Genomic DNA, 26,187 nt, shown 5'->3' on the forward strand with positions numbered 1-26,187 from the left:
ATTGCCCGACGCAGATCCTGTTGGCGCGATACGACCTACGACCGGTGCGCCCACCGCTCACCGCTCGCAGACGACTTGCCGATTTGGGCTCACCGGCCCATTTCCGCGCCGGTAGGCTGGCCCGAACTTCGACGCGTTCGGCCGCCGGCCGCTCCCATCATGCCGACCTCATCCGTTCCCGCCGAGCACGAAGCCGCCGACTGGCAGCGCGCGCTGCGCGCGTGCGTCGACGCGTTCGACGCATTCGCGAGCCCGTCCGCGATCGTGTTCTACCGGCTCGACCTGAGCGGCGAGCCGGCCGATTTCGAACTGTTCGGGATGCCGGAAGCGATGCATCGCACCTACATCGCGCGTTACCGGATGCTCGACCCGCTGCATCCGTCGCGCTGCGCGGCAGGCGAACGCGCGGTCGTGACGCTCGCATCCCAATTGCCTGACGAGCGACGCGACGCGTCCGCGTACTGGACCCGCTTCCTGCGGCGACACGATGTGGCCGACGTCGTCGAGATCTGGCTGCGCGACGCTGCGGGCCGCACCGTCGGCGCATTTTCCCTGCTGCGCTTCGGAAACGGCGACGCGCGCGCCAACGGCGCGGCCGGCCCGTTCGCACCGGGTGAGATCGACGCGCTGGCCCGGCTGCAGCCGGTCGCCGAAGCCGCGCTGGGCCCGCTGCTGCGCGCGCGGCGCGGGATTCACCGCATCGATTGCGAGGAGCGGCTGACCTACCGGGAGGAACAGATCGCCCGCCTCGTGCGCGACGGCCGCTCGAACAAGGAAATCGCCCGCGATCTGGCGCTCGGCCAGCCGACCATCAAGACACACCTGATGCGCATGTACCGGAAGCTCGGCGTATCGAACCGCACCGAACTCGTCGGCGCATTGTTCCTGTAATTTTTCCGTACTCGTATTCACGCCGCGAGATTCATCTGACGATAACGCGGCGTTCTTGCGCCGCCGCATCACGCAGCTGCGCCATCGCGCTTCCATGTCACCCGCATTTCAACCGCCCACGCGCTGCCAATTTGCGCTCACCGGGCGCCTTCCCCCGTCGATAAAGTGGTCCGAAACCGCATGCCGACGCGCACGCGGCCCAGCCACGACAACTATCGAGACGCCCATGAGCACCACGAACTTCGTCGCCGTCAGCGACACCGTGCGCACCTTCGTCGCACGCGAATTCGGCCTCTTCATCGACGGTGAAATGCAGCCTGCACGCTCGCCCGCGCGGCTCGACGTATACGACCCGGCGACGGGCGAGCGGCTCGCGACGGTCGCGGATGCGAACGCGCACGACGTCGATCGTGCGGTCGCCAGCGCGAAGCACGCGTTCGACACACGCGTATGGAGCGGGCTGCGTCCGGCCGACCGCGAGCGCATCCTGCTCAAGCTCGCCGACCTGATCGAAGCCGACGCCGAAACGCTCGCCCAGCTCGAAACGCTGAACCAGGGCAAGTCGATCCACGTGTCGCGCGCGATCGAGGTCGGCGCGAGCGTCGAATACGTGCGCTACATGGCCGGCTGGGCGACCAAGATCACCGGCCAGACGCTCGACGTGTCGATCCCGTTTCCGCCCGGTGCGCGTTATACGGCCTATACGCGCAAGGAGCCGGTCGGCGTGGTCGCGGCGATCGTGCCGTGGAATTTCCCGTTGATGATCGCGGTGTGGAAGCTGATTCCCGCGCTCGCGGCCGGCTGCACGATCGTGCTGAAGCCGTCCCCTGAAACGCCGCTCACCGCGCTGCGCCTCGCCGAACTCGCGCGCGAAGCCGGCGTGCCGCCCGGCGTGTTCAACGTCGTCACCGGCGGCCGCGTCTGCGGTGCCGCGCTCGCGAGCCACCCGTCGATCGCGAAGATCTCGTTCACCGGGTCGACCGCGACCGGCAAGCTGGTCGGCGCGGCGGCCGTGCAGAACATGACGCGCTTCTCGCTCGAGCTCGGCGGCAAGAACCCGATCGTGATGCTCGACGACGTCGACGTCGCGCAGGCGCTCGACGGCGTCGCGGCCGGCGCGTTCTTCAACCAGGGGCAGGTGTGCGCGGCCGCGTCGCGCATCTACGTGCACCGCAGCAAGTTCGCGCAGCTCGCGGACGGCCTCGCGGGCGTCGCGCAGTCGATGAAGCTCGGCGCCGGCCTCGACACGACCGCGCAGATCAACCCGCTGGTGTCCGCGCACCATCGCGACAAGGTGGTCGAGCACATCGAAGGCGCGCGCCGCGCGGGCCTCACGTTCCTCGCCGGCGGCACGCCGGCCGACGACCTGCCCGGCTACTACGTGAAGCCGGCGGTGATCGCCGATCCGCATCCGGACAGCGCGATCGTGCGCGACGAGGTGTTCGGCCCGGTGATCGTCGTCGTGCCGTTCGACGATGCGGCCGACGCGGTGCGCCTCGCGAACGCGTCGCCGTACGGCCTCGCCGCAAGCATCTGGAGCAACGACCTGAAGCGCGTGATGAACCTCGTGCCGCAGATCGAGGCCGGCACCGTGTGGGTGAACTGTCACATTCCGCTCGATCCGTCGATGCCGTTCGGCGGCTACAAGCAATCGGGCATCGGCCGCGAGTTCGGCCAGTACGCGATCGAAGGCTTCACCGAAACCAAATCCGTCTGCATCGCGCACTGACGCGCGGGCCCATCCAACAACCGCAAAAACCGATCCCCAAGTGGAGACTGCAATGAGCTACAACGAAGCAAAGTTCTGGCACCCGATGCTGCACCCGAACGAGATGAAACAGCGCAAGCCGATCCGCATCGTGCGCGGCGACGGCTGCTACGTGTTCGACGAAACCGGCAAGCAGCTGGTCGACGGCGTCGCGGGCCTGTGGAACGTGAACGTCGGGCACAACCGCCAGGAAGTGAAGGACGCGATCGTGCGCCAGCTCGACGAGCTCGAATACTTCCAACTGTTCGACGGCATCTCGCACCCGCGCGCGGAAGAATTGTCGAAGAAGCTGATCGACATGCTGGAGCCGGAAGGGATGCGCCGTGTGCTGTACAGCTCGGGCGGCTCCGATGCCATCGAGACCGCGCTGAAGATCGCGCGCCAGTACTGGAAGGTGCGCGGGCAGGCCGACCGTACGAAGTTCATCTCGCTGAAGCAGGGCTATCACGGCACGCACTTCGGCGGCGCGTCGGTGAACGGCAACACGGTGTTCCGCCGCAACTACGAGCCGAACCTGCCGGGCTGCTTCCACGTCGAGACGCCGTGGCTGTACCGCAACCCGTTCACGCAGGATCCGGAGGAACTCGGCCGGATCTGCGCGGAAATGCTGGAGCGCGAGATCCAGTTCCAGAGCCCCGACACGGTCGCCGCGTTCATCGCCGAGCCGGTGCAGGGCGCGGGCGGCGTGATCGTGCCGCCGGCCAACTACTGGCCGCTCGTGCGCGAGGTGTGCGACCGCTACGGCGTGCTGCTGATCGCCGACGAAGTCGTGACGGGCTTCGGCCGCAGCGGCAGCCTGTTCGGCAGCCGCGGCTGGGGCGTGCGCCCGGACATCATGTGTCTCGCGAAGGGCATCTCGTCCGGCTACGTGCCGCTCGGCGCGACGGCCGTGAACGCGCGAATCGAAGATGCGTTCGCCGCGAACGCGGATTTCGGCGGCGCGATCATGCACGGCTACACGTATGCCGGGCACCCGGTCGCGTGCGCGGCCGCGATCGCGAGCCTCGACATCGTCGTGAAGGAAGACCTGCCGGCGAACGCGGCGAAGCAGGGCGCGTATCTGCTCGAAGCGCTTCGATCTTTCCCGGAACGCTTCCCGGCGGTCGGCGAAGTGCGCGGCAAGGGGCTGATGCTCGCGCTCGACCTCGTCGCGAACAAGCAGACCCGCGAGCCGATCGACCCGCTGTCGGGCTATGCGAACGCGGTCGCGGAAGTGGCGCGCGAGCACGGCGTGCTGGTGCGTCCGGTCGGCACGAAGATCATCCTGTCGCCGCCGCTCGTGATCCAGCGCGAGCAGCTCGACCGGATCGTCGACGCGCTCGCGGCCGGCTTCGAGGCCGTGCCGTTCGCATGACGGTATGACGGCGCGGCGGCGTGACGCCGTGAGCGTGTGACGACGAACCGGCGGCGGGGGGCGGGATAACCCGCTGCCCACCGCCGGTTTGCCGATTTGCGCTATGACCGGATTATTTTGCCTGCGTATTTTTTCGACATCGGAGCAGGATTGCAACGACAGGGGCCCGGGTGACGAAGCGCTGGCGCGCGGTTCCCCGGGCAGACCGTGGAGCATGGAGTCGGAGCGGACGCCGCAGTGGCGGCGCCGGCCGATACAGCAAGGAGACGAAGATGTCGGGATGGTCTGGAGTGACCGGCGCCGCGGGCGGGACGCCCGCCGGCGGGCCGGCTGAAGCGGGCGGCGGCACGGTGCTGAAGGCCGGTGCGGTCGGTTTTCCGACCGCGCTGGCGAGTGCCGTGGGCCTGATCATGGCGAGCCCGGTGATTCTCACCGCGACGTCGGGCTTCGGGATGGGCGGCTGGGCGTTCGCGGTCGCGATGATCATCGCGTTCGTGATGATGCAGGCGCAGGCCATGACGTTCTCCGAAGCCGCCGCGATGCTGCCGACGGCCGGCTCGGTTTACGATTACCTGTCGTGCGGGCTCGGCCGCTTCTGGGCGATCACCGGCACCATTTCCGCGTATTTCCTCGTGCACGTGTTCGCCGGCACCGCGGAGACGATCCTGAGCGGGATCATGGCGCTCGTGAACTTCGAATCGCTGAACGCCGCGTTCGAGAAGCACAACAGCTCGTGGCTCGTCGGCGTCGGCCTCGTGGTCACGTTTGCGATCACCAACATCATCGGCATCAAGGTGTTCAGCAAGCTCGAGATCGTGCTGACGGCCGGCATGTGGCTGTCGCTGATGATCTTCGGGATCCTCGGCCTCGCGGCCGCGCCGGCCGTGCATTTCGACGGCTGGTTCGGCGGCTCGGAAGTCGGCACGTCGGTGCCGGCCGTGCTGTCGCTGGTCGGGATGGCGATGTTCATGTTCGTCGGCTGCGAGTTCGTCACGCCGCTCGCGCCGGAGATGAAGGCGCCGGGCCGCACGATTCCGCGCGCGATGGCGATCGGCCTCGTCGGCGTCGCGATCTGCATGTTCCTGTACGGCGCGGCGATCCGCCGCCAGGTCGCGAACGTGCCGGTGAGCGCCGACGGCCTCACGCACCTGCTCGACACGCCGGGCGCGATTCCCGCGTTCGCGCTGCAGGTGCTCGGGCCGTTCGGCCGCATCTGGTTCGGCATCGCGTTCCTGTGCGCGGGCGCCGCGACGATCAACACGCTGATGGCCGGGCTGCCGCGGATCCTGTACGGGATGGCGATCGACGGCGCGCTGCCGCGCTGCTTCGCGTATCTGCATCCGCGCTTCAAGACGCCGGTGGTCGGCATCGCCGCGGCGGCGATCGTGCCGATCTTCCATGCATGGCTGATCAACGGCAACCTCGACAGCATCCTGCACCTCGTGCTTGCCGCGACCTGCGCGTGGGGTACCGCGTACCTGCTCGTCACCGCGTCGGTCGTGATGCTGCGCATCCGGCGGCCGGATTTGCCGCGGCCGTACCGTTCGCCGTGGTTCCCGCTGCCGCAGATCGTGTCGAGCGTCGGCATCGTGCTCGCGATCTGGTACATCACGCCGCCCGGCATGAACGCACGCGACATCTACGTGCCGTTCGGTGCGATGCTGGGGCTCACCGCGCTGTATGCGCTGTTCTGGACGCTCGTCGTGCAGCGCCGGCATCCGTTCAAGCCGGTGCCGGTCGAAGAAGTGCTGCGCAACGAGCACGTCGTATCGTGAGGGCCGCGCTCGCCCGGTGGCGCGCGGCGCCCGATGCGCCGCCGCCGGGTTACCGGCCCGGCGCGATCGCCGCGCGCGTGCTGGCCGACCTGGGCGCGGTGCGCGACGCGCATGCTGCGCACGACGTGGCCGGCGACGCCGCGGCGCAGTTGCCGAACGGCGTGCACGTAAGCATCGACGAAGGGGTCGACCGGCAGTTCCTGATGCATACGGTCAGCGTGCAGGTGTCCGTAACTGTGAGTGGTCCAGCCGGGCAGGGCCGCGCACGCGTCCAGCAGACCGGCTGGGTGCGATGTACCGGCGTCGCGGCCGAGCCATTGCCGGGATGCGACCCCGCATTCGTGCGGTCGGTGGCGGCGCTCGTCGCCGATCCGTCGCTCGCCGCCGCGCTGCGCCCGCTGCACCTGACCGACTGCACGATCGCCGCGCGCGACGGGCGCTGGACGCTTGCGGTCGTGCCGTTCGGCGGCAGCGAGGTCGTGAACCGGATGCCGTCGTTTCGCCGCTATGTCCGCCTGACCGGCGAGCAGGCCGCCGCGCTGTCGGCCGCGTGTCTTGCATTCGAAACCGCGCTACGCGGAATTTTGCGGGGGTAAGCTGTGACGTTGCGCGCCGTGCGGCCGCAACGCAGGTTCAGGGTTTCACCGGAGATGCCGATGCTGTTCCAGTCACGCTCACACGAAGACGTGCATGACCACGGGCTCGCGATCGCGGGTTGGCATCAGGTCTACCGCCAGATGACGCCGGGCCGGTTCAGGGGCACCGTCACGCAAGTGCTGTACGACGACTTCCATTTCTTCCGCGAGACGACCAATCGGCGTGTCGCGCAAACCGGGCTCGCACCGAGCGGGCGCACGTCGCTCGCGGTGCCGTTGTCGGTGCCGCTCGCCGGCACGTTCCAGGGTCAGCCGGTCGACGGCTATGCGCTGCTCGCGCTGCGCGCCGGCGAGGATTTCGAATTCCATACGCCTGAAGGGATGGGGCTGGTCGGCATCAGCGCCGCGTCGGACATGGTCGACGAGCTGTGCGAAGCCGAATTCGGCGCGGCCGGTGCGCGCAAGCTGCGGCACGTCACGCGGCTGTCGGACGAGCAGGGCGTCGCGCTCGGCGCGCGGCTGTCGTCGCTGATCGACGACGCGCAGCGCAACCCCGGCTGCCTCGAATACGCGGCCACCCGCAAGATGTTCCGCGATGCGATGCTCGGCATGTTCCTCGATGCGCTCGACCAGGGCATCGGCGCCGAGCGGCGCGACATCACGCATGCCACCTACAGCGATATCGTCAGCCGTTGCGAGAAGCACCTGCGCGACCGGCCCGAGGAGCCCGTCACCGTGCTCGAACTGTGCCGCGCGCTGCGCTGCAGCCGCCGCACGCTGCAGACGAGCTTCCAGCGCGTCGCCGACGTCACGCCCGTCGGCTATCTGCGCACGATCCGGCTGAACGCGGTGCGGCGCCTGCTGCGCACGACGTCCGCGCAGCAGCTCGGCGTCGGCGAGGCCGCCGCGAGCTGGGGCTTCACGCACCTCGGCTATTTCGCGCGCGAGTATCGCGACCTGTTCGGCGAGCTGCCGTCGCAGACCTTGCGCCCAGAGTGATTTCTCCGCGTGGCGACGGCGCCTTCGCGCGCGTCGTCCGTCGCCCGTTCGCTTCACCATTTGCTGATTTGGGATAGGGGTCCCGAATTTTCACTGGATAAAGTCCTGCCACCCATATCGACAACCCATCGGTTTGCAGTGCGAATCGATGACCACAGAGGGCGGGACATGAAGATCGGACGACGACTGGCCGCAGCCGCGGCCACGCTGGGTTGCATGCACGCACACGCGCAGGGTTCCGGCAGCGTGACGCTGTACGGCACCGTGGACACCGGCATCATCTATTCGACGAACCAGCAGTTCACGCGCGCCGACGGCAGCACGGGCGGCGGCCACGCGTGGCAGATGGGCGGCGGCAACCTCGTGCCGTCGCGCTTCGGCTTCCAGGGCGCCGAGCCGCTCGGCGGCGGCCTCAATGCTGTGTTTTCGCTCGAACAGCAGTTCATGTCCGCGAACGGGCAGGCGCTGCAGGGCGGCACCGCGTTCAGCCGGCAGGCGTGGGTCGGGCTGCGTCACGACTCGATCGGCACGCTCGGCCTCGGCCGGCAATACGACTCGTACACGGACATGCTCGGCGCGTACGTGTCGAGCAACAACTGGGCGACGCCGTATGGCTCGCATCTCGGCGACGTCGACAACCTGAATGCCGCGTTCAACTTCAACAACGCGGTGAAGTTCACCAGCGCGGACTTCAACGGCCTGACGTTCGGCGGCACGTTCAGCTTCGGCGGCCAGGCCGGCGATTTTTCCGCGAAGCGCGGCTATGCGGTCGCGGCGACCTACACGCGTGCGCCGGTGGCGTTCTCGGTCGGCTATCTCGACCTGAACCAGCCGCTCGACGCGGCCCTCGGCGGCGCGAGCGGCTATATCGGCGACTTCGCGTGCAGCAACGCGGGCGCGATGTACTGCCTGCTGCAGGACGCCGGCTCGATGCGCGCGTTCGGGGCGGGCGGCTCGGTGACGCTCGGCGCGGCGACGCTCGCGCTGACCTACACGCACACGCGTCTCGGCGACAGCCGCTATTTCTCGACCGGCGCGCAGCCGCGCACGCAGGCATTCACGTTCGACATCGGCGAGTTGAACGTCACATACATGTTCACGCCGGCGCTGCAGGGCGGTGTCGCGTACATCTTCAACGCCGCGCATACCGACGGGCGCGGCACGACGCGCTTCCATCAGGTGAACGTCGGCACGAACTACAGCCTGTCGAAGCGCACCGCGCTGTACGCGGTCGCGATCGGCCAGATCGCGAGCGGCACGGGGCTCGGCACCGACACGACCGGCAACGCGGCGAACTATGCGCAGATCCCCGTGCTCGCGAACAGCAATTCGAGCCGGCAGCTCGCGGTGATGGCCGGGATTCGTGTGAACTTTTGATGCTGGATGCTGGATGCTGGACGCTGGATGCGGCTTGTGGCGCGTGCCGCCATGCGGCCTTCGGGCGCGCGCGGCGGCACGGGTCGATTGATGGAAGACGATGCTTGAAATAAATCGTCCGTATGCTTGACTGAATGGACCCCGATCGACGCGACACGCGCGTCAGATCGGCCGGCTTGCGGCTTGCCACAATATCTTCACGGTCTGCGTGAACAATGGCGACGCCTCAGGCGACCCGACGTGTCGCCGGCGTTGCACACGTGTGCAACGCATGGCTGTTCCGCTCCATACGCCGATCGAGAGAGACCACATGACCCTGCTGAGCCGCCTGCGCACGCTGTCCGCCGTCGTTGCGCTGTCCTTTGCCGCCTCGCACGCCTTCGCGGCGGATCTCGTCATCGCGGGCCGCGACGACATCTACGGCAAGGGGCTGGCCGACGCCGTCGCCGGCTTCACCAAGCTGCATCCGGGCACCGACATCGAGCTGCTCAAGCTGCCGGGCGCGAACCTGTACCAGAAGCTGAAGCTGTCGATGCGCGAAGCCACCGGCACCTACGACCTCGTGATGATGGACGACACGTGGGCGCCCGAATTCATCGGCAACGGCTGGCTGAAGCCGCTGCCGGCCTCGCTGGCTGACGCCGATCTCGTGCCGTCCACGGTCGCGCTCGGCCGCAACGCGGCGGGCGCGCTGTACGCGCTGCCGATCGTCGGCAACGTCGAGATGTTCGCTTACCGGAAGGATCTGCTCGCGAAGTACAAGCTGCAGCCGCCGCGCAACTGGGACGACGTGCTGAAGATCGCGCAGACCGTCGGCGGCGCGGACAAGAGCGTGTCGGGCGTCGTGTTCCGCGGTACCAAGGGCAACCCGGTCGTGACCGGCTTCCTGCCGATCCTGTGGGCGTATGGCGGCGACGTGTTCGATCGTGCCGGCAACGTGACGATCGATTCGCGCGAGTCGCAGGCTGCGCTGAAGACCTTCCTCGCGCTGAAGGCATCCGCGCCGAAGGACGTCGACGTATACGGCGCCGCCGAAGTGCGCGACGCGCTGCAGCGCGGCACGGCCGCTCAGTCGATCGAGGTGTGGCCGGCATGGATTCCGGCGCTGGACGACCCGAAGCAGTCGCGCGTGGTCGGGCAGATTGCGCTGCAGCCGCCGCCCGGACAGACGGCCGGCCCGGCTCCGATGCTCGGTATCTGGCAGATGGGTATTCCGAAGGATGCGCCGCACGCGAAGCTCGCGCAGGACTTCCTGGCCTACCTGAGCTCGCGCGACACGCAAACGCGCCTCGCCGGGATCGGCATTCCGCCGACGCGCCGCAGCGTCTTCAACGATCCGTCGCTGGTGCGCCAGTACCGCTGGTATCCCGATCAGCTGAAGGCACTCGAGGCCGGCCGTGCGCGGCCGCGCGTGAACGACTGGCAGCAGGTCGAGAGCATTCTCGGCGATCAGCTGCAGCTCGCGCTGACCGGGCAGGCTGCCCCCGATGTCGCATTGCGCCAGGCGCAGCAGAAGATCGCGCAGGCGATGGCCGCGGCCGGCAAGTGACGGCCCGCCGTCACGCATTGCCCGGAATCCGCGCATGAAATCCCTCGGCCGCAGCCTGCCGTTCGTCGCGCTGCTCGGGCCCGCGCTGCTCGTGCTGGCCGCGCTCGCGCTGTATCCGGTCGCGCAGGTGCTGATCGACTCGTTCTGCCAGGTCGACTATGCGGCCGGCCGGCGCGCGTTCGCCGGGCTCGCGAACTATCGCGCGGTGCTCGGCGACGACGCATTCGCGGCCGGCTTCGGCAACACGCTGCGCTTCACGATCGTGGCGTCGCTCGTCGAGGTCGCGCTCGGCTTCGGCCTCGCGCTGCTGTTCGTGCGCGCGTTTCCCGGGCGGCGCATCGCGCTGCCGCTCGCGATCCTGCCGATGATGCTGTCCACACTCGTGTGCTCGGCGATCTGGCGCAACTGGCTCAATTTCGACGGCTTCCTGAATGCGCTGCTTGCCGCGTTCGGTGTCGAAGGCGTGCGCTGGCTGTCCGATCCGCATCTCGCGCTGTGGTCGCTCGCGCTCGTCGACGTGTGGCAGTGGACGCCGATGGCGTTCCTGATCGTGCTGGCCGGTCTGCAATCGATCCCGCAGGAACTGTACGAGGCCGCGCGCACCGACGGCGCGAGCGAATGGCAGTGCCTGCGCGACATCACGCTGCCGCTCGCCGCGCCGCAGATCGGCCTCGCGCTGCTGCTGCGCTCGATCGACACGTTCAAGCTGTTCGACAAGGTCTATGCGTTGACGGGCGGCGGCCCCGGCAACGCGACGCAGACGTTGTCTACCTACATCTACGACACGGGCTTCCGCTTCTTCAACGTCGGGCCGGCGAGTGCGGCGTCGGTGCTGATGCTCGCGGCGTCCGCGGTGCTGGTTTCGGGGTACGTATGGCAGACGGTTCGCAAGCGGCGCGCATGACGGCGCGATCGGCAGGCATCGCGCACGCGCGAACGGGTGCCGTATTCGGTCGCGCGGCGCCGTGGGCGTTGCGCGCCGTCGCGCTCGCGCTGTTGCTGCTGCCGTGCCTGTGGATGGCCGGCGCGGCCTTCATGCCGACGCTCGAGCGCCTCGATCATCCGCTGCGGCTCTGGCCGGCCGCGCCGACGCTCGAGCATTTCGCGTCGGTGTGGTCGAACGGGATCGGCGCGCCGCTCGCCAACTCGCTGCTGGTCGGATTCGGCACCACGCTGCTCGCGCTGACGCTCGCGTTTCCGGCTGCGTATGCGCTCGTCCGGCTGCGCTTTCCGGCGCGGCTCGACCTGCTGTTTTTGATGCTCGTCCTCGCATTGAAGCTGATGCCGCCGATCACGATCGCGGTGCCGCTGTTCGCGCTCGCGAAGCGGCTGCATCTGCTCGATTCGACGCTCGGGTTGATGCTCGCGTACCAGATCTACGCGCTGCCGATGGCGATCTGGATGCTGCTCGCGTTCGTGCGCGACGTGCCGGTCGAATACGAGGAAGCCGCGTGCATCGATGGCGCGGGCCTCGCGCGACGGCTCGTGCAGGTCGTGCTGCCGCTGTGCGCACCGGGGCTGATCGCCACGGCGATCTTCGTGTTCATCGCCGCGTGGAACGAGTTCCTGATCGCGCTGTTGTTCGTATCGACGCCAAGCCGTTTCACGCTGCCGCTCGCGATCGCCGGCTACGTGACCGAGAACGGCATCGACTGGGGCGACCTGATGAGCGCGGGGTTGCTGGCGTCGCTGCCGACGCTCGCCGTGGCCGGGTACGTGCAGCGCTATCTGCTGCGCGGCTTCGCCGGCGGTTTGAAGTGACGCGACGCGTTACGCGCAGCTGTGCCGAACCACGTGCGTGACCGGCACGACGCGCGTGCGCGATGCGCCGTCGAACGTCTGGATCCGGTCGGCCAGCAGGTTGACGGCCGCGTGTGCGAGGCCTTGCGTGTCCTGGCGCAGTGTCGTGAGCCGATACGCGTCGTATTCAGCGGCGGGGATGTCGTCGAAGCCGATCACGCTCAGGTCGTCGGGCACGCGCAATCCGAACGCATCGCGTGCGGCGTCGATCAAGCCGAGCGCGAGCAGGTCGGACGAGCAGAACACGCCGTCCGGACGCTCGCCCGTGTCGAACAGTTGCCGCGCGGCTTCGACGCCGCATGCATGCGTGTCGGAGTCCGTATCGATCACGCGGACGAGCGCCGCATCGAACGTGTCGCCGCGTTGCAGTGCCAGTTCGAACGCATGCGAGCGCGAACGCGCGCTGTAGCTCGCGGTACGCGGCCCGACGAACGCGAGCCGGCGCGCCCCGGCCCGCACGAGCCGTTGCGCGGCATGGGCGGCGCCCGCCGCGTTGTCGCTGACGACCACATCCGCGCCCGGCAGGTTCGCTTCCCGGTTGATCATCACGACGGGAATCCGGTGGTCGAGATATTGCTGCGCGACCGACAGCGGCGGCGACGCGGACGTCATCACAAGGCCCGCGATCCGGTAGCTGAGCAGCCGTTCGAGCGATTGCCGGACCTGATGCGGATCATCCGCATTGGTCACGAGCGGCGTGAACGCGCGTTGCCCGAGCGCGGCCATCAGGTCGGACAGCAGTCGCGCGCGGAATGGATTCTCGAACCCGGCCGTCACGACGCCGATCATGCTGCTGCGCTGCGTGATCATGTCGCGCGCGATCAGGTTGACCTGATAGCCGAGCGCGCGTGCGGCCACCATCACGCGTTCGCGCGTTTCGGGCGCGATGCTGGCCGTCGGCGAGAATGCGCGCGACACTGCCGAGCGCGACACGCCGGCCCGCACGGCGACATCCGACGCGGTTACCCACGGTTTTCTTTCCTTGTCAGTCATCGACTCATGATCCTTTCGCGACACGAAACTTCCACGCCGCTGGCCGACTGGATGTCGGCGCTCGACGGTGCGCGGCCGCTGCATACGCTGACCCTACCGGGCAGCCATGACACCTGTGCGTATACGGTCGAGGATTCGCTCGTGCGCACGCAGCACGCGCCGCTCGATGCGCAGCTCGCGCACGGCGTGCGACTGCTCGACATCCGCTGCCGGCACCGCAGCGATACGTTCGACATTCATCACGGCGGGATTGCGCTTGGTCTGTCGTTCGACGACGTGCTCGAGGACTGCACGCGCTTTCTCGCGGCACATCCGCGCGAATGCATCGTGATGTCGGTGAAGGATGAATGGCCTGCGCTGGCGTGCACGCGCGGTTTCGATGCGACGTTCGATGCGCATTGCGCGCGGCATCCGGGGTTGCGTTGGCATGTGGGCGGCGGGCTGCCGGCGCTCGACGACGTGCGCGGCGCGGTGGTGCTGCTGCGCCGCTTCCGCAGCAGCCGGCCGCTCGGCATCGATTTGACGGCATGGCCCGACAACGCGACGTTCACGATCGATCATCCGGATGCGGCCTTCGTGATCCAGGATGAATACCGTGTGCCGGTTGCCGGATCGATCAACTACAAGTGGCGGGCGATCGATGCGCTATTGAGCGGCATGCCGTCGCCGGAGAGCGGCCGCTGGGCCATCAATTTCTGCAGCGGGACGGGGATGGGCGCGAATCCGTCGGTGGTCGCGCGCGGCGATGGCCGGGTGGCGGGGATTCAGGCGCGGCTCGCGGAGCGGTTGCGTGCGGAGCCGGGTCCGTGCGGCGCGATGCTGCTGGATTTCTGCGACGACGATGATTGGGCGTTGGTGCGGGCGCTGGTTGAGTGCAATCAGCAGGCGCCCGGGGCGGGTGGCAGACGTAGGACAGTGGGGTGTTAGGCGAGCTCGCACTGAGTGTTTCGCGCTTCGTCAAACTTCATGACGAATCAGCGGGACACAAGCGTGCGTGTATCGAAGTGATACGTAGTCGCGGCGTGGACGGGCGGCATTGCACGCAAAAAAAGACGTCCCTGTCGAGCGCGATGTCGACTCACCGCGTCGCGATCGCCACCGCCGCGCTGGCCATCGCGGTCGCACTGGTGCGGTTCGCGATCCGCTTCGCGCGTGCCGACGTGAGAAGCGCTCGCGCACGCGAAGCGAGCAGCGACCAGAAGCAGTCGGCGAGGATCAGGATCGCGAGCATCGTGCCGACGAGCTCGGCCCACGCGACGACACCGACGTGCGTCAGATCGACAATGGTCGGCAGCAGCGCCAGATAGAACAGCATGATCTTCGGATTGCCAAGGGTCACCAGGGCGCCCGCGACGAACATGCGCCACGGCGACTGGCCGCGCGGCAGGTCGTCGGCCGTCGTGTCGGTCGGCGCGGTCCACATCTTCCACGCGAGGAACAGCAAATACGCGACGCCGAGCAGCTTCAGCACGAGCAGCCCCGTCTCGAACGTGCGCGCGAACGCGGACAGCCCGGCAACCGCCAGCGTGAGCCACAGCGCTTCGCCGATCCACATTGCGGCGAGGAACGGCAGCACGTCGCGCACGCCGTTGGTCAGCACGCGCGCGACGAGCGCGGCGACGCTCGGGCCGGGCGTGCCGGCGGTGACGAGCAGGGCGATGGCGAACACGGCGAGCGCGGACAGCGTCATGACGAACCTCGTGGGTACGAACGATCGAAAGGTATGAAGTTTCGATTATAGTGACGGCCGTTCCCGCCTGCCTACCTCGTCGTGATGACAGTTTCGATCCGGATTCGTCCCGCCACGCGGGAAGACGCGGCCGCGATGGCCGCCGTGGAAGTCGCCGCCGCCCAACGCTTTCGCGATATCGGCATGCCCGACATCGCCGACGGCGAGCCAACCGAGACGGTCGACGTGCTCGCGCGCATCGACGACGGTCGCGCGTATGTCGCGACGGACGAAGCGGGTGCGTGCGTGGGTTTCGCGTTCTACCGCCTGCTCGATCCGCAGCGGCTGTATCTGGAGGAACTGGATGTCGCGCCGTCGCATGCGGGGCAGCGGATCGGCGCGCGCCTGATCGAGCGGATCATGACGCGCGCCGCGCAAGACGGCATCGCACAGGTCGTGTTGTCGACGTTCCGCGATGCGCCGTGGAATGCACCGTACTACGCGCGCCTCGGCTTTCACATCGTCGATGATGCATCGCTCGACGACACGTTGCGCGCGATCCGCGCGCATCACGTCGCCCGCGGGCTCGACGAGACGCAGCGCGTGTTCATGCGCGCCGACGTGCGCGCATGAACGTGGTGCGGCCGGCCGTCAGGCCGCGTCGCTGAGCGCCGGGTAGTCGGTGTAGCCCGTTTCGCCTTCGGCGTAGAACGTCTCCGGCACCGGCTTGTTCAGCGGCGCGCCGAGTTCGAGGCGGCGCGGCAGGTCCGGGTTCGCGATGAACAGCTTGCCCCACGCGATTGCGTCGGCATTGCCGCTCGCGAGCGTGGCCTGCGCGGATTCGAGCGTGAACTGCTCGTTCGCGATCAGCGGGCCGCCGAACGCTTCCTTCAGACGCGGGCTCAAGTGGTCGCCCGAATACGCTTCACGCGTGAAGATGAACGCGATCTTGCGGCGGCCGAGTTCGCGCGCGACGTAGCCGAACGTCGCGGCCGGGTCGGAATCGCCCATCGTGTGCGCGTCGCCGCGCGGTGCGAGGTGCACGCCGACACGGCCCGCGCCCCACACGTCGATCGCCGCGTCGACCACTTCGAGCAGCAGGCGCGCGCGGTTCTCGATCGGGCCGCCGTATGCGTCGGTGCGATGGTTGGTGCTGTCCTGCAGGAACTGGTCGAGCAGATAACCGTTCGCGCCGTGGATCTCGACGCCGTCGAACCCGGCCTTCTTCGCGTTTTCCGCGCCCTTGCGGTATGCAGCCACGATGCCCGGAATTTCATCGAGTTCGAGCGCGCGCGGCGTCACGAACGGACGCTGCGGGCGCACGAGGCTCACGTTGCCGCCCGCGGCGATCGCGCTCGGCGCGACCGGCAGGTCGCCGTTCAGGAACATCGGATCGGAAATCCGGCCGACGTGCCACAGCTGCAGCACGATGCGGCCGCCGGCCGCGTGCACGGCCTGCGTCACTTGCTTCCAGCCTTCGACCTGTTCGTCGGACCAGATGCCGGGGGTGTCCGCGTAGCCGACGCCCTGCGGCGTGACCGAAGTCGCTTCGCTGATGATCAGGCCGGCCGACGCGCGTTCGGCGTAATAGCGGGCCATCAATGCGTTCGGCACGCGCGCTTCACCTGCGCGGGCACGGGTAAGCGGCGCCATCACGACGCGGTTCGGCAGTGTCAGGTCGCCGAGGGTAACGGGGTCGAACAGGGTGGGCATGGAGATAACCTCTTCACGAAAGGCGGGATGGCCGTCGCGTCGTGCGCGGCGTGCGGCCCGCATGGCCTGGGTCAGAGTTCGCGACGCACGGCGTCGAGAAATGCGTCGATGACGGCCTCGTTGCGCCGGAAGAACGCCCACTGGCCGATCCGCGTCGACGTCACGAGCCCCGCGCGCTGCAGCGTCGCGAGGTGCGCGGAGACGGTCGACTGCGACAGCCCGCAGCGCGCGTCGATCTGCCCCGCACAGACGCCGTGGTCGTACGGCAGCGTCTGCTCAGGGAAATGCGCGCCCGGCGTTTTCAGCCAGACGAGGATTTCCCGGCGCACGGGGTTCGAGAGCGCTTTCAGGATCGCGTCGATGTCGAGTTCGGTCGGCATGGAAGGGCGTGGTGTTCAGTCAAAAAATCGGTGCAACGGGTATCGTCGATGGCCGAATCATATATCGGAAAAAGGCGATATGTTGGATGACATTGTCGGCAGTGGGGTTGATCGACGGTCGGCATCCGGTCGCGCCCAGCGTCGCGGGACGGTGCCACATCGACCCCGAGCAGGCGAATGTGTGGTGGATCACCCGTTGCCGTACTGCGCAAACAGCCACCGCCGCATCGCCTCGAGCGCTTCCGAATGCGCATTGGCCTGCGGAAAGACGACATAAAACCCGAGCGACATCGGAAACGAAAAATCGAACACGCGCCGCAATCTGCCTTCCGCGATGTCGCGCTCGACGAGCGGCTCGCTGGTCAGCGCGATGCCTTGACCGGCGACCGCGGCGTCGATCGCAAGCAGCGACTGGCTGAATCGCGGCCCCTTCATCGGGTCCGCATGCCCCTTTCCGCCGAGTTTCTCGATGAATTCGGGCCACAGATCGTGCGCGTCGTGCAGCAGCGCATGCTTCGACAAGTCGGCGGGGGTGCGGATCGGCGGGCCGCTGTCGAGCAGTTTCGGGCTGGCGACGGCGAACACGTCGAGCGGAAACAGCAGCTCCGCGGCGAGGCCGGCCGGGAACGGCGGCTTGCTCAGCCGAATCGCGATGTCGACGCCGTCGGCGCGGAACGACGCCAGCCGTTCGTCGGCGATCACGCGCACTTCGATATCGGGATGCAGCCGACCGAAGTCCGACAGCCGCGGAATCAGCCACTTCGACGCGAACGACGGCGTCGTGCTGACCGCCAGGACCGTGGGGCGCTGGCTGAGGGCGTCCGTCGCGTCCGAGATGATCTGCAGCGCGCGCTGGACCGACGAAAAATACTCGAGCCCTTCGCGTGTCAGCGCGAGCCCCCTCGGCAGCCGCCGGAACAACTGAACTTCCACGACATCCTCCAGATGCCTGACCTGCTGCGCGACCGCGCCCTGGGTCACACCGAGTTCGTCGGCGGCCAGCCGGAAATTGAGGTGGCGCGCCGCGGCCTCGAATGCGCGAAGCGCATTGAGCGGCGGAAACCGGCGGGTACGCGAGAGAACCTTCATGCAGTAGAAATTCTACAGGGTGGATGGAGAAATCATCGTTCGACAAGCCGATTATAGAGTCCTAGAGTGCAGCTATTGACGACGATCAGCGGCGCTGAGCCGATCCATTCAGGAGAACAGCATGACTGTAGAGAAAGTGGCATTGGTGACGGCAGCGGGCAAGGGCATGGGCGCCGCGATCGCGCGAGAACTCGCGAGCAACGGTTATCGTGTCGCGCTGATGTCGCCGTCCGACAGCGCCGTCGAGCTCGCGAAGGAGCTCGGCGGGTTCGGCGTGGCGGGATCCGTCACCGAAGACGCCGACATCGAGCGCTTCGTGACCGAGACGCTCGCGAAGTACGGCCGCATCGACGCGGTCGTCAACAACACCGGGCATCCGCCGAAAGGCGACTTGCTGTCAATCGAGGACAACAAATGGCACGAAGGGCTCGACCTGATCGTGCTCAACGTCGCGCGCGTGCTGCGTCGCGTGACGCCGGTCTTCGTGAAGCAGGGCGGCGGCGCGGTGGTCAATATCTCGAGCTTCGCGGCCGACGCGCCCGAGCAGGCGATGCCGGTTTCGTCGGCGCTGCGCGCGGCGCTCAGTGCGTTCACGCGGCTGTACGCCGACCGGTACGCGAAGGACAACATCCGCATCAATTCGGTGCTGCCGGGCTTCATCGACAACTGGCCGGAGACGCCCGAGATCGTTGCCCGGATTCCGGTCGGCCGCTTCGGCAAGACACAGGAGATCGCGCAGACCGTGGCATTCCTGCTGTCGGAAGGCGCCGGCTACATCACGGGGCAGAACATTCGCGTCGACGGCGGGATCGTGCGGGCGCTGTAAGCCGGAGCGGATCGGGCAGCGCGACACGGGCGCGCGTCCCGGCTCGTCGGCCGATCGAGCGGGCGTTTCCGGCCACGCCCGGTCAGTTATGCCGCTCGCCGATCCGGTTCTCTTCCGGGCTCCATACGCTGAGTCCCTCCGTCGGGTCCATCGGCAGCTCCCACGGTCGCGCGGCGATCGCCTGCATCGCTGCGTCGAATCCGGCCTGCCGGCGCGCGGCGATGCCGTCCGGCGTGAAATCGATGTCCTTCCATTGATCGTCGCCGTCGAGCCGCGGCGCTGCGAGCTTGATCACGCGCATCGTGGTCTGGCAGCCCCACGCGGCGAGCGCCTGCACGTCGGCCGACGTGCGCTCCGCCTCTGGCAGCCGCATCACCAGTTCCTTGATGACATGGCGCAGCCGGTGAATCTGCTGTTGCCGCGCGATGTTGCTGTCCGTGCGGCTCGCGTACTGGATGTCCTTCTGCCGCTCCGACACCTGCCAGATGCTTTGCGGCTCGGGCCCGACCGGGTTCCACATCTGCACCGAGAAGATGATCGAGCTGCGGCGCGGCGCATCGTCGAGCACGACCTCGACCGGCGTATTCGAATAGACGCCGCCATCCCAGTAGGGCACGCCGTCGATCCGCACGGCCGGGAACGCGGGCGGCAGCGCGCCCGAACTCATGATGTGGTCGAGGTCGAGCGGCCGGTCGCGCGAATCGAAGTAGCGCATCATGCCGGTACACGCGTTGACCGCGCCAACGGTCAGCCGCGGCCGGCGCGCGTTCAGCAAGTCGGTGTCGATCAGCGACGCCAGCGTGTCGCGCAGCGGCTCGACCACGTAGTACGACGCGTGCTCGACGCCGACCCGTGCGAGCGGACCGAGCCACGCGGCGGGGTTCGGCCGGAAGAATCCCGGCAGGCCCGCGCCGATCACCGCGAGCTCGGCACCGATCTTGTCCCAGCTCGTCGGGAAGCCCGGCACGTTCACGGCGCTGCGTTCGGTCACGTGACGCCAGAATTCCGCCATGCGCTGCGCGCGCCGGCCGGGTGCGTTGCCGGCGATCAGCGCCGCGTTGATCGCACCGATCGACGTGCCGATCACCCAGTCGGGCTGGATGCCCGCCGCGTCCATCGCCTCGAATACGCCGAGCTGGTACGCACCGAGTGCGCCGCCGCCCTGAAGCACGAGCACGACTTGCCCGGGCAGCTTCGGATGTGCGGGTTGACTTGCCGTCATCGCTTTCCTCGTGGTCGGTGACGGCCGGTGCGTTCCGGCCGGTTGCAACCAGTGTAGGCGATCGGCGGGCGTCGCTCCGCGGTGTCGGCGCGTCGTGCGTCGTGCGCCGCGCCGCGTCATTCCACCGTGATGGTCTCCTTCATGTACGGATGAATCCCGCAGAACACCTTGTAGACCCCCGGCTTGTCGAAGCGGAACGAGTAGGTCTCGTCCTGGTCGAGTGCTTTCGAATGGAAGACGCCCGCGTCGTTGACGACCGTATGCGGTTCCCCGTCGAGGTTCTTCCACGTGACCGTCGTGCCGGCCTTGATCGTGGTCGCCATCGGCGAAAACATGAAATTGCGGATCGTCACGACCGGGCCGGCCGGGGTTTGCGCGAACGCGGCGAGCGGCGTGCCGGCGGCGGCCGCGCACAGGAGCAGCGCGGCCGTGCGCATCGAGGGCTTGAAAAAGGTCATGTCGGACTCCTTGCGTATCGGGTCTTGGGTCCCGGGTCTCGGGGATCAGGCGATCGTCGTGTCGTGCAGCGACGCGGCCACCGGATGGCCGGCGAAGTCGACGGTCGTCACGCCGAGCATCGCGGGCAGGCGGTCGCGCGGCACCGTGAGCGGCACGGGGCCCGGACCGTTGCCGGCCGTCGGCTGCGGGAATGCGGTGGAGCGTGCGGTGTGGAACGTCACGTTGCCCTCGACCTTCGACACGATCTGGTGGATGTGCCCGTTCAGCACCGTGACCGAACCGAAGCGGCGCAGCAGCGCCATCGTCTGCGGCGCGTCGCCGGTGCCCCAGCCCCACGGCTCGTAGATCGTCCACATCGGCATGTGCGAGAACACGACGATCGGCGTGCTCGACGACTGGCCTTTCAGGTCCTGCGCCAGCCACGCGAGCTGTTCGTCGCCGAAGCTGCCGAGCCCGTTCGGCTTGAAGTGCATCACGTTGACGAGCGCGACGAAGTGAACGCCCGCGTGATCGAAGCTGTAGTAGCCGCGGTTATCCGACGCCTTGCCGAACCGGCTGAAGTACTCGGCGCCCGAGCCGTCGGTCACGTCGTGTTCGCCGGGCACCGTGTGCAGTTCGGGCACGCGCAGGCCGGACAGCAATTGCGACGCGTGATCGAATTCCTCCGGCTTGGACAGGTGCGTGATGTCGCCGGTGTGAATCGCGAGCGCGGGCGCGGCCGGCATCCCGTTGACGAGATCGATCGTCTGCCGCAGCGTGGCCGCGACGTCCGGATTCGCGTCCTTGTTGAAACCGATGTGCGTGTCGCTGATCTGCACGAACAGCGGCCGGCCCGCATTCGCGGGAAGTGCGGTGCCGCTTTGCGCGAGCGCGAGATCGAACGGCGTCAGGATGCCGCCCGACAGTGTGAACAGCGTCCCGAGGCCGCCGAACGCCATGCATTGCAGGGCCTTGCGGCGCGACGGGCGGGTGGGATTCGATGAAGACATGTGAGCCTCGCATTCGTATGACGGAACCGGACGGCCGGATCGTCCTGGAATAAGCCGGCGCCTTCGCATGCCATACCGCTGCCGCGACGGTTTTATTCCCGCGAGTGACGACGGTCGACGCGACTGCTTGCGGGTGGCACGGCGACGACGGATCGCCGATCGATGACCTGTCAATGACCTGTCAATGTCTTGTAAGTGACACGACACATTTGCGTCATGCCCACCCGATAGCCTGCGACACCGAACCCCTCTCCGGAGCCCCTCATGCCGAATCTTGCGGCAACGGAATCCCGCGCTGCCGCCAGTCATCGCACGCGCACCCCCAGCCTCGCGCTGCCTTTTTCGACTGCCGGCGATCGTCCATCCGACTCGCGAGCGCCTGTTCCGAGCCGCATCCGCTGACGTGCTCATCGGCCGCGCGGCGCGCGGCCGGCCCATCGATTTTCAATTCGACCAAGACGCTACCGATGGATATCAGTTTCTTCCACCCGAACCGCACCGCCAACGCGTCTGCGTGGCGCGTGCTGCCCAACCGCTGGGATGCGGTCGCGTTTCCGCTGATCATCGGCATCCTCGCGATGGCGATCGTCGGCTTCCATCAGACGATGGCACCGATCGCGACGCTGCAGACGCAGAAGATCGCGCTCGATCCGTCGAACCTGCCCGAATACGCGCTGCGCACCACGCTGCGGATGCTCGCCGCGATGGTCGCGTCGCTCGTGTTTACGCTCGTCTACGGCACGCTTGCCGCGAAAAGCCGGCGCGCCGGCATGGTGCTGATCCCGATTCTCGACATCCTGCAGTCGGTGCCGGTGCTCGGCTATATCTCGTTTACGGTCACGTTCTTTCTCGCGCTGTTCCCGGGGCGTGTGCTCGGCGCCGAACTCGCGGCGATTTTCGCGATCTTCACCAGCCAGGCGTGGAACATGACGTTCAGCTTCTACCAGTCGCTGCGCACGGTGCCGCGCGACCTGAGCGAGGTGTCGCGCGGCTTTCACCTGACGTCGTGGCAGCGCTTCTGGAAGCTCGAGGTGCCGTTCTCGATGCCGGGCCTGATCTGGAACATGATGATGTCGATGTCGGGCGGCTGGTTCTTCGTCGTCGCATCGGAGGCCATTACCGTCGGCAACCAGACGATCACGCTGCCGGGCATCGGCGCGTATCTCGCGCAGGCGATCGCCGACAAGAATCTCGGCGCGGTGGGCTGGGTGATCGTCGCGATGTCGGTCGTGATTCTCGCGTACGACCAGTTCCTGTTCCGCCCGCTCGTCGCGTGGGCCGACAAGTTCCGGATGGAGAACACCGCGTCGGGCGATGCACCGCAATCGTGGCTGCTCGACATGATGCGCCGCACGCACCTGATCCATCAGTTGCTCGTGCCGGCCGGCTGGCTGCTGTCGCAGGCCGCGCGGATTCCGTTGCGCGTGCCGTCGTTCAAGGGCGTCGGCGCACGCGGTGCAGCGCGTCGCCGCTCGTCGCGCGTCGGCGACATCGCGTGGGCGGCCCTGGTGCTGCTCGGCACGGCGTATATCGCATGGCGCGTCGTCAGCTTCGTCGCCACCGGCGTGACGATGGGCGAGGTCGGTCACGTGCTGGTGCTCGGGCTGATCACGCTGCTGCGCGTGCTGGTACTGATCGCGATCGCATCGGTGATCTGGGTGCCGCTCGGCGTGCTGATCGGGCTGCGCCCGAAGCTTGCCGAGAAGATTCAGCCGCTTGCACAGTTCCTCGCCGCGTTCCCGGCGAACCTGCTGTTCCCGGTGTTCGTGATCGTGATCGTCCACTTCCATCTGAACGCGGACATCTGGCTGTCGCCGCTGATCGTGCTCGGTACGCAGTGGTACATCCTGTTCAACGTGATCGCCGGCGCGATGTCCTATCCGAACGACTACAAGGAAGCGACGAAGAATTTCCGCATTCGCGGCTGGCAGTGGTGGCGCCAGGCGATGCTGCCCGGCATCTTCCCGTACTACGTGACCGGTGCGATCACTGCATCGGGCGGCGCGTGGAACGCGAGCATCGTGTCCGAGTTCGTGCAGTGGGGCGACACGAAGGTCGTCGCGCACGGCCTCGGCTCGTACATCGCGCAGACCACCGCCGCTGGCGATTTCCCGAAGATCATTCTCGGCATTGCCGTGATGTCGCTGTTCGTTACCTTGTTCAACCGTCTGCTGTGGCGTCCGATGTACGCCTATGCGGAATCCCGGCTCCGTCTCGATTGAGAGTAAGCGCGATGCAAAATTCGACCGTAATCAACGCCCCTGTCCAGACGTCCCAGCCGCTCCAGCCGCCGCGCCTCGGAGAAGAAATTCTGCGCGTCGATCATGTGAACCGCGGCTTCAACAAGTCGCAGGGCGAATTGCTCGTGCTCGACGACGCGAACCTGTCGCTGCGCGAAGGCGAGATCGTCGGGCTGCTCGGCCGGTCCGGGTCGGGGAAATCCACGCTGCTGCGGATCATCGCCGGGCTGATCGAGCCGACCGGTGGTGAAGTGACGTACCTTGGCAAGCCGCTGAACGGCCCGGCCGAAGGCGTCGCGATGGTGTTCCAGACCTTTGCGCTGTTCCCGTGGCTGACCGTGCTTCAGAACGTCGAAGCAGGGCTGGAAGCGCTGGGTGTCGGCGCACGTGAGCGGCGCGAACGCGCGCTCGCCGCGATCGACCTGATCGGCCTCGACGGCTTCGAGAACGCGTATCCGCGCGAGCTGTCGGGCGGGATGCGTCAGCGCGTGGGCTTTGCGCGTGCGCTCGTCGTCGACCCGACGATCCTGCTGATGGACGAGCCGTTCTCCGCACTCGACGTGCTGACCGCCGAAACGCTGCGTACCGACCTGCTTGATCTGTGGACGCAGGGCCGGATGCCGATCAAGTCGGTGCTGATCGTCACGCACAACATCGAGGAAGCGGTGTTCATGTGCGACCGGATTCTGGTGCTGTCGTCGAACCCGGGCCGCGTGATCGCCGAGATCAAGGTACCGTTCAAGCACCCGCGCAACCGTCTGGACCCGGATTTCCGCAAGCTCGTCGACGACATCTACGCGAAGATGACCGCGCGCCAGACCAACGAGGCGACGAAGAAGGGGCTGGAGCTCGGCAGCTGGATGCCGCGCGTGTCGACCAACCTGATGGCCGGCCTGATCGAGACGCTCGCGATGGCGCCGTATCATGGCCGCGCGGACATGCCGGAAATCGCGCGCACGCTGCATCTGGAAGTGGACGAGCTGTTCCCGATTGCCGAAGTGCTGCAGCATCTCGGTTTCGCGGACGTGCGCGAAGGGGACGTGTTCCTGACGCCGCCCGCGCGCGTGTTTGCTGAGTTCGGCACGCAGGAGCGCAAGCTGATGTTCGCGGATCATCTGCTGAAGCACGTGCCGCTGGCTGCGCGGATCCGGAAGGTGTTGAACGAGCGCCCGGGCCACCGCGCGCCGCGCGTGCGCTTCGAACAGGAGCTGGAGGATTTCCTGTCGGATGAGGCAGCGGAGGAAACGCTCGATGCAGTGATCGACTGGGGGCGGTACGGGGAAGTGTTTTCGTATAACGACAAGACGGAAGTGTTCAGTCTTGAGGACGTCGAGAGTTGACACCCACGCCCGAATGACCCGCGAACCTCATTCGGGCAAATCCCACTGATTCGAATCCTGCTCGATCCCGCCCGTACTAAGCCCCTCGATCTTCTCCATCCGCTGCCGTGCGAGCTCAGGCATCCGGTTCGTCACCCCGATCACGAGCGCTTCCGCAAGCGCGAGCGCGGGCACGTTGGTCTGCAGCATCGCGAACGGCCGCCCCTCGATCCGCAACTCGATTTCGGCGAACGCGCTGATCGGCGAGCGCCATTCATCGGTGATCAGCAGCACGCGCACGCCGAGCTGGTGCGCGGCCTGCGCGAACCGGATGCTGTCCTTCTGATAGCGGCGAAAATCGAAAATGACGAGCACGTCGTTGCGCCCCATGTCCGTCAGCGTGACCGACGCGAGATTCACGTTCGGCTCGATGTACTGCACATGCGGGCGCGCATGCGCGAGCGTAAAGGAAAACAGCGACGCGAGCGGCGCGGTATAACGCCCGCCGCCGCAGAACACGCGGATATCGGGATCGGCCAGCAGCGCCACCGCGGCGTCGAACGCCGCCGCATCGAGTCCTTCGATCGTCGTCGCGAGCGACTGCGAGAGCCGCTGGAAGATCGCCGCGTGGCTGTCGCGCATCCCCGATTCCGAGTGGAACGCGTCCATCCGCGCGAGCGGCGAATTCATCGCGGTGTCGATCTCGTCGTGCAGCGCCTGCTGGAACGACGAGTAATTCGGGAAGCCGATCCGCACGACGAAGCGGAACACGGTCGGATCGCTGACTTCGGCTTGCTTCGCGAAGCTCGCGATCGGCCCGAGCCCGAGGCTCGGATAGCGATCCAGGAGCGCATGCGCGACCTTCTGTTCCGACGGCGTGAAGCTATCCATCTGCGATAGCAGCAACGCCCTGATGCTTGTCCCCATCGGGCACTCCGGCTTTTCTCTTGACTGAATGACAAACGGCAGACGTGCGTCTGCCGGCGACTCCATGCATGTTAGCCCATCGACACCGCGCAACACGCGTGCGATCGCACATTAGAGGGACGCATCGCACGGCGCTGCGATCATACATATGTGTAATAAAACAAACATCCTGCCACACGGGCATGCGCCGCATTTCAAGCATGAATTCAGTGATAACCCTAGTTTTTGACAAAAAAATACCGATGATATGAT

General features: G+C 67.2%; 24 protein-coding genes. 15 read left to right on the forward strand and 9 right to left on the reverse strand.

Going from position 1 to position 26,187, the window contains the following annotated elements:
• Positions 1 to 159 precede the first annotated feature (159 nt).
• The 10 genes from C7H84_RS01765 to C7H84_RS01810 all read left to right on the forward strand — a co-directional run bounded on the left by C7H84_RS01765 (position 160) and on the right by C7H84_RS01810 (position 12,070).
• On the forward strand, positions 160 to 891 hold the full coding sequence (locus C7H84_RS01765; RefSeq protein ID WP_121857124.1) for a helix-turn-helix transcriptional regulator: 732 nt from the start codon (positions 160 to 162) through the stop codon (positions 889 to 891).
• Positions 892 to 1,117: 226 nt separating this feature from the next.
• Entirely contained in the window at positions 1,118 to 2,620 is a 1,503-nt protein-coding gene (locus C7H84_RS01770) for an aldehyde dehydrogenase family protein (protein ID WP_121857125.1), read from the forward strand.
• 52 nt (positions 2,621 to 2,672) lie between these two features.
• Positions 2,673 to 4,013 (forward strand): aspartate aminotransferase family protein, encoded by a 1,341-nt coding sequence (locus C7H84_RS01775; protein WP_121857126.1) that lies wholly within the window; start codon positions 2,673 to 2,675, stop codon positions 4,011 to 4,013.
• A gap of 272 nt (positions 4,014 to 4,285) precedes the next feature.
• A complete protein-coding gene (locus C7H84_RS01780; RefSeq protein ID WP_121857127.1) occupies positions 4,286 to 5,788 on the forward strand; it encodes an APC family permease in 1,503 nt (500 codons plus the stop codon).
• The gene (locus C7H84_RS01785) at positions 5,785 to 6,384 is read left to right on the forward strand and encodes a DUF3156 family protein (RefSeq protein WP_121857128.1); all 600 of its coding nucleotides are present in this window, start codon (positions 5,785 to 5,787) and stop codon (positions 6,382 to 6,384) included. The genes C7H84_RS01780 and C7H84_RS01785 overlap by 4 nt, the downstream gene beginning before the upstream one ends.
• 60 nt (positions 6,385 to 6,444) lie before the next feature.
• Positions 6,445 to 7,383, forward strand: a complete 939-nt coding sequence (locus C7H84_RS01790) for a helix-turn-helix domain-containing protein (protein ID WP_121857878.1) — start codon at positions 6,445 to 6,447, stop codon at positions 7,381 to 7,383.
• 168 nt (positions 7,384 to 7,551) lie between these two features.
• Positions 7,552 to 8,760: a porin gene (locus tag C7H84_RS01795; protein WP_121857129.1), complete on the forward strand. Its 1,209-nt coding sequence runs from the start codon at positions 7,552 to 7,554 to the stop codon at positions 8,758 to 8,760.
• Between the two features lie 310 nt (positions 8,761 to 9,070).
• On the forward strand, positions 9,071 to 10,309 hold the full coding sequence (locus tag C7H84_RS01800) for an ABC transporter substrate-binding protein (RefSeq protein WP_121857130.1): 1,239 nt from the start codon (positions 9,071 to 9,073) through the stop codon (positions 10,307 to 10,309).
• 34 nt (positions 10,310 to 10,343) lie between these two features.
• Positions 10,344 to 11,213: a sugar ABC transporter permease gene (locus tag C7H84_RS01805; protein WP_121857131.1), complete on the forward strand. Its 870-nt coding sequence runs from the start codon at positions 10,344 to 10,346 to the stop codon at positions 11,211 to 11,213.
• Positions 11,210 to 12,070 carry a carbohydrate ABC transporter permease gene (locus C7H84_RS01810; RefSeq protein ID WP_121857879.1) on the forward strand — a complete coding sequence of 287 codons (861 nt, stop codon included), beginning with the start codon at positions 11,210 to 11,212 and terminating at the stop codon, positions 12,068 to 12,070. Before C7H84_RS01805 ends, C7H84_RS01810 begins: the two co-directional genes overlap by 4 nt.
• A 9-nt stretch (positions 12,071 to 12,079) precedes the next feature.
• Here C7H84_RS01810 and C7H84_RS01815 read toward each other — a convergent pair whose 3' ends face one another.
• Positions 12,080 to 13,102: a LacI family DNA-binding transcriptional regulator gene (locus C7H84_RS01815; protein ID WP_121857132.1), complete on the reverse strand. Its 1,023-nt coding sequence runs from the start codon at positions 13,100 to 13,102 to the stop codon at positions 12,080 to 12,082.
• Positions 13,103 to 13,108: 6 nt separating this feature from the next.
• On the opposite strand from C7H84_RS01815, the gene C7H84_RS01820 reads away from it, so the two are divergent.
• The gene (locus C7H84_RS01820; protein ID WP_162999188.1) at positions 13,109 to 14,029 is read left to right on the forward strand and encodes a phosphatidylinositol-specific phospholipase C; all 921 of its coding nucleotides are present in this window, start codon (positions 13,109 to 13,111) and stop codon (positions 14,027 to 14,029) included.
• A gap of 151 nt (positions 14,030 to 14,180) precedes the next feature.
• Here C7H84_RS01820 and C7H84_RS01825 read toward each other — a convergent pair whose 3' ends face one another.
• On the reverse strand, positions 14,181 to 14,792 hold the full coding sequence (locus C7H84_RS01825) for a LysE family translocator (protein WP_121857134.1): 612 nt from the start codon (positions 14,790 to 14,792) through the stop codon (positions 14,181 to 14,183).
• Between the two features lie 84 nt (positions 14,793 to 14,876).
• Here C7H84_RS01825 and C7H84_RS01830 point away from each other — a divergent pair, with 84 nt between their 5' ends.
• On the forward strand, positions 14,877 to 15,404 hold the full coding sequence (locus C7H84_RS01830; protein ID WP_121857135.1) for a GNAT family N-acetyltransferase: 528 nt from the start codon (positions 14,877 to 14,879) through the stop codon (positions 15,402 to 15,404).
• Between the two features lie 18 nt (positions 15,405 to 15,422).
• On the opposite strand, the gene C7H84_RS01835 is transcribed toward C7H84_RS01830, so the two are convergent.
• From C7H84_RS01835 to gcvA, 3 genes are all read right to left on the reverse strand, one after another.
• A complete protein-coding gene (locus C7H84_RS01835; protein ID WP_121857136.1) occupies positions 15,423 to 16,484 on the reverse strand; it encodes an alkene reductase in 1,062 nt (353 codons plus the stop codon).
• Between the two features lie 71 nt (positions 16,485 to 16,555).
• Positions 16,556 to 16,864, reverse strand: a complete 309-nt coding sequence (locus tag C7H84_RS01840; RefSeq protein ID WP_121857137.1) for a helix-turn-helix transcriptional regulator — start codon at positions 16,862 to 16,864, stop codon at positions 16,556 to 16,558.
• 189 nt (positions 16,865 to 17,053) lie between these two features.
• Positions 17,054 to 17,953 carry a transcriptional regulator GcvA gene (gcvA, locus tag C7H84_RS01845; RefSeq protein WP_121857138.1) on the reverse strand — a complete coding sequence of 300 codons (900 nt, stop codon included), beginning with the start codon at positions 17,951 to 17,953 and terminating at the stop codon, positions 17,054 to 17,056.
• 121 nt (positions 17,954 to 18,074) lie between these two features.
• Between gcvA and C7H84_RS01850 the strand changes: the two genes are divergently transcribed.
• A complete protein-coding gene (locus C7H84_RS01850; RefSeq protein WP_121857139.1) occupies positions 18,075 to 18,779 on the forward strand; it encodes an SDR family oxidoreductase in 705 nt (234 codons plus the stop codon).
• An 82-nt stretch (positions 18,780 to 18,861) separates the two neighbouring features.
• On the opposite strand, the gene C7H84_RS01855 is transcribed toward C7H84_RS01850, so the two are convergent.
• From C7H84_RS01855 to C7H84_RS01865, 3 genes are all read right to left on the reverse strand, one after another.
• Positions 18,862 to 20,001, reverse strand: coding sequence for a patatin-like phospholipase family protein (locus C7H84_RS01855; protein ID WP_121857140.1), 1,140 nt, complete (start codon positions 19,999 to 20,001; stop codon positions 18,862 to 18,864).
• A 116-nt stretch (positions 20,002 to 20,117) separates the two neighbouring features.
• Complete coding sequence (locus tag C7H84_RS01860) at positions 20,118 to 20,459, reverse strand: cupredoxin domain-containing protein (protein ID WP_121857141.1); 342 nt, start codon at positions 20,457 to 20,459, stop codon at positions 20,118 to 20,120.
• A gap of 45 nt (positions 20,460 to 20,504) precedes the next feature.
• Positions 20,505 to 21,449 carry a metallophosphoesterase gene (locus C7H84_RS01865; protein WP_121857142.1) on the reverse strand — a complete coding sequence of 315 codons (945 nt, stop codon included), beginning with the start codon at positions 21,447 to 21,449 and terminating at the stop codon, positions 20,505 to 20,507.
• 467 nt (positions 21,450 to 21,916) lie between these two features.
• Between C7H84_RS01865 and C7H84_RS01870 the strand changes: the two genes are divergently transcribed.
• Positions 21,917 to 23,671, forward strand: coding sequence for an ABC transporter permease subunit (locus tag C7H84_RS01870; protein WP_121857143.1), 1,755 nt, complete (start codon positions 21,917 to 21,919; stop codon positions 23,669 to 23,671).
• An 11-nt stretch (positions 23,672 to 23,682) separates the two neighbouring features.
• Positions 23,683 to 25,029 (forward strand): nitrate/sulfonate/bicarbonate ABC transporter ATP-binding protein, encoded by a 1,347-nt coding sequence (locus C7H84_RS01875; protein ID WP_121857144.1) that lies wholly within the window; start codon positions 23,683 to 23,685, stop codon positions 25,027 to 25,029.
• 27 nt (positions 25,030 to 25,056) lie between these two features.
• On the opposite strand, the gene C7H84_RS01880 is transcribed toward C7H84_RS01875, so the two are convergent.
• Positions 25,057 to 25,935: a MurR/RpiR family transcriptional regulator gene (locus C7H84_RS01880; RefSeq protein WP_121857145.1), complete on the reverse strand. Its 879-nt coding sequence runs from the start codon at positions 25,933 to 25,935 to the stop codon at positions 25,057 to 25,059.
• Positions 25,936 to 26,187 lie beyond the last annotated feature (252 nt).

The sequence above is a fragment of the Burkholderia sp. Nafp2/4-1b genome, assembly GCF_003635165.1.
Classification (GTDB): Bacteria; Pseudomonadota; Gammaproteobacteria; order Burkholderiales; family Burkholderiaceae; genus Burkholderia.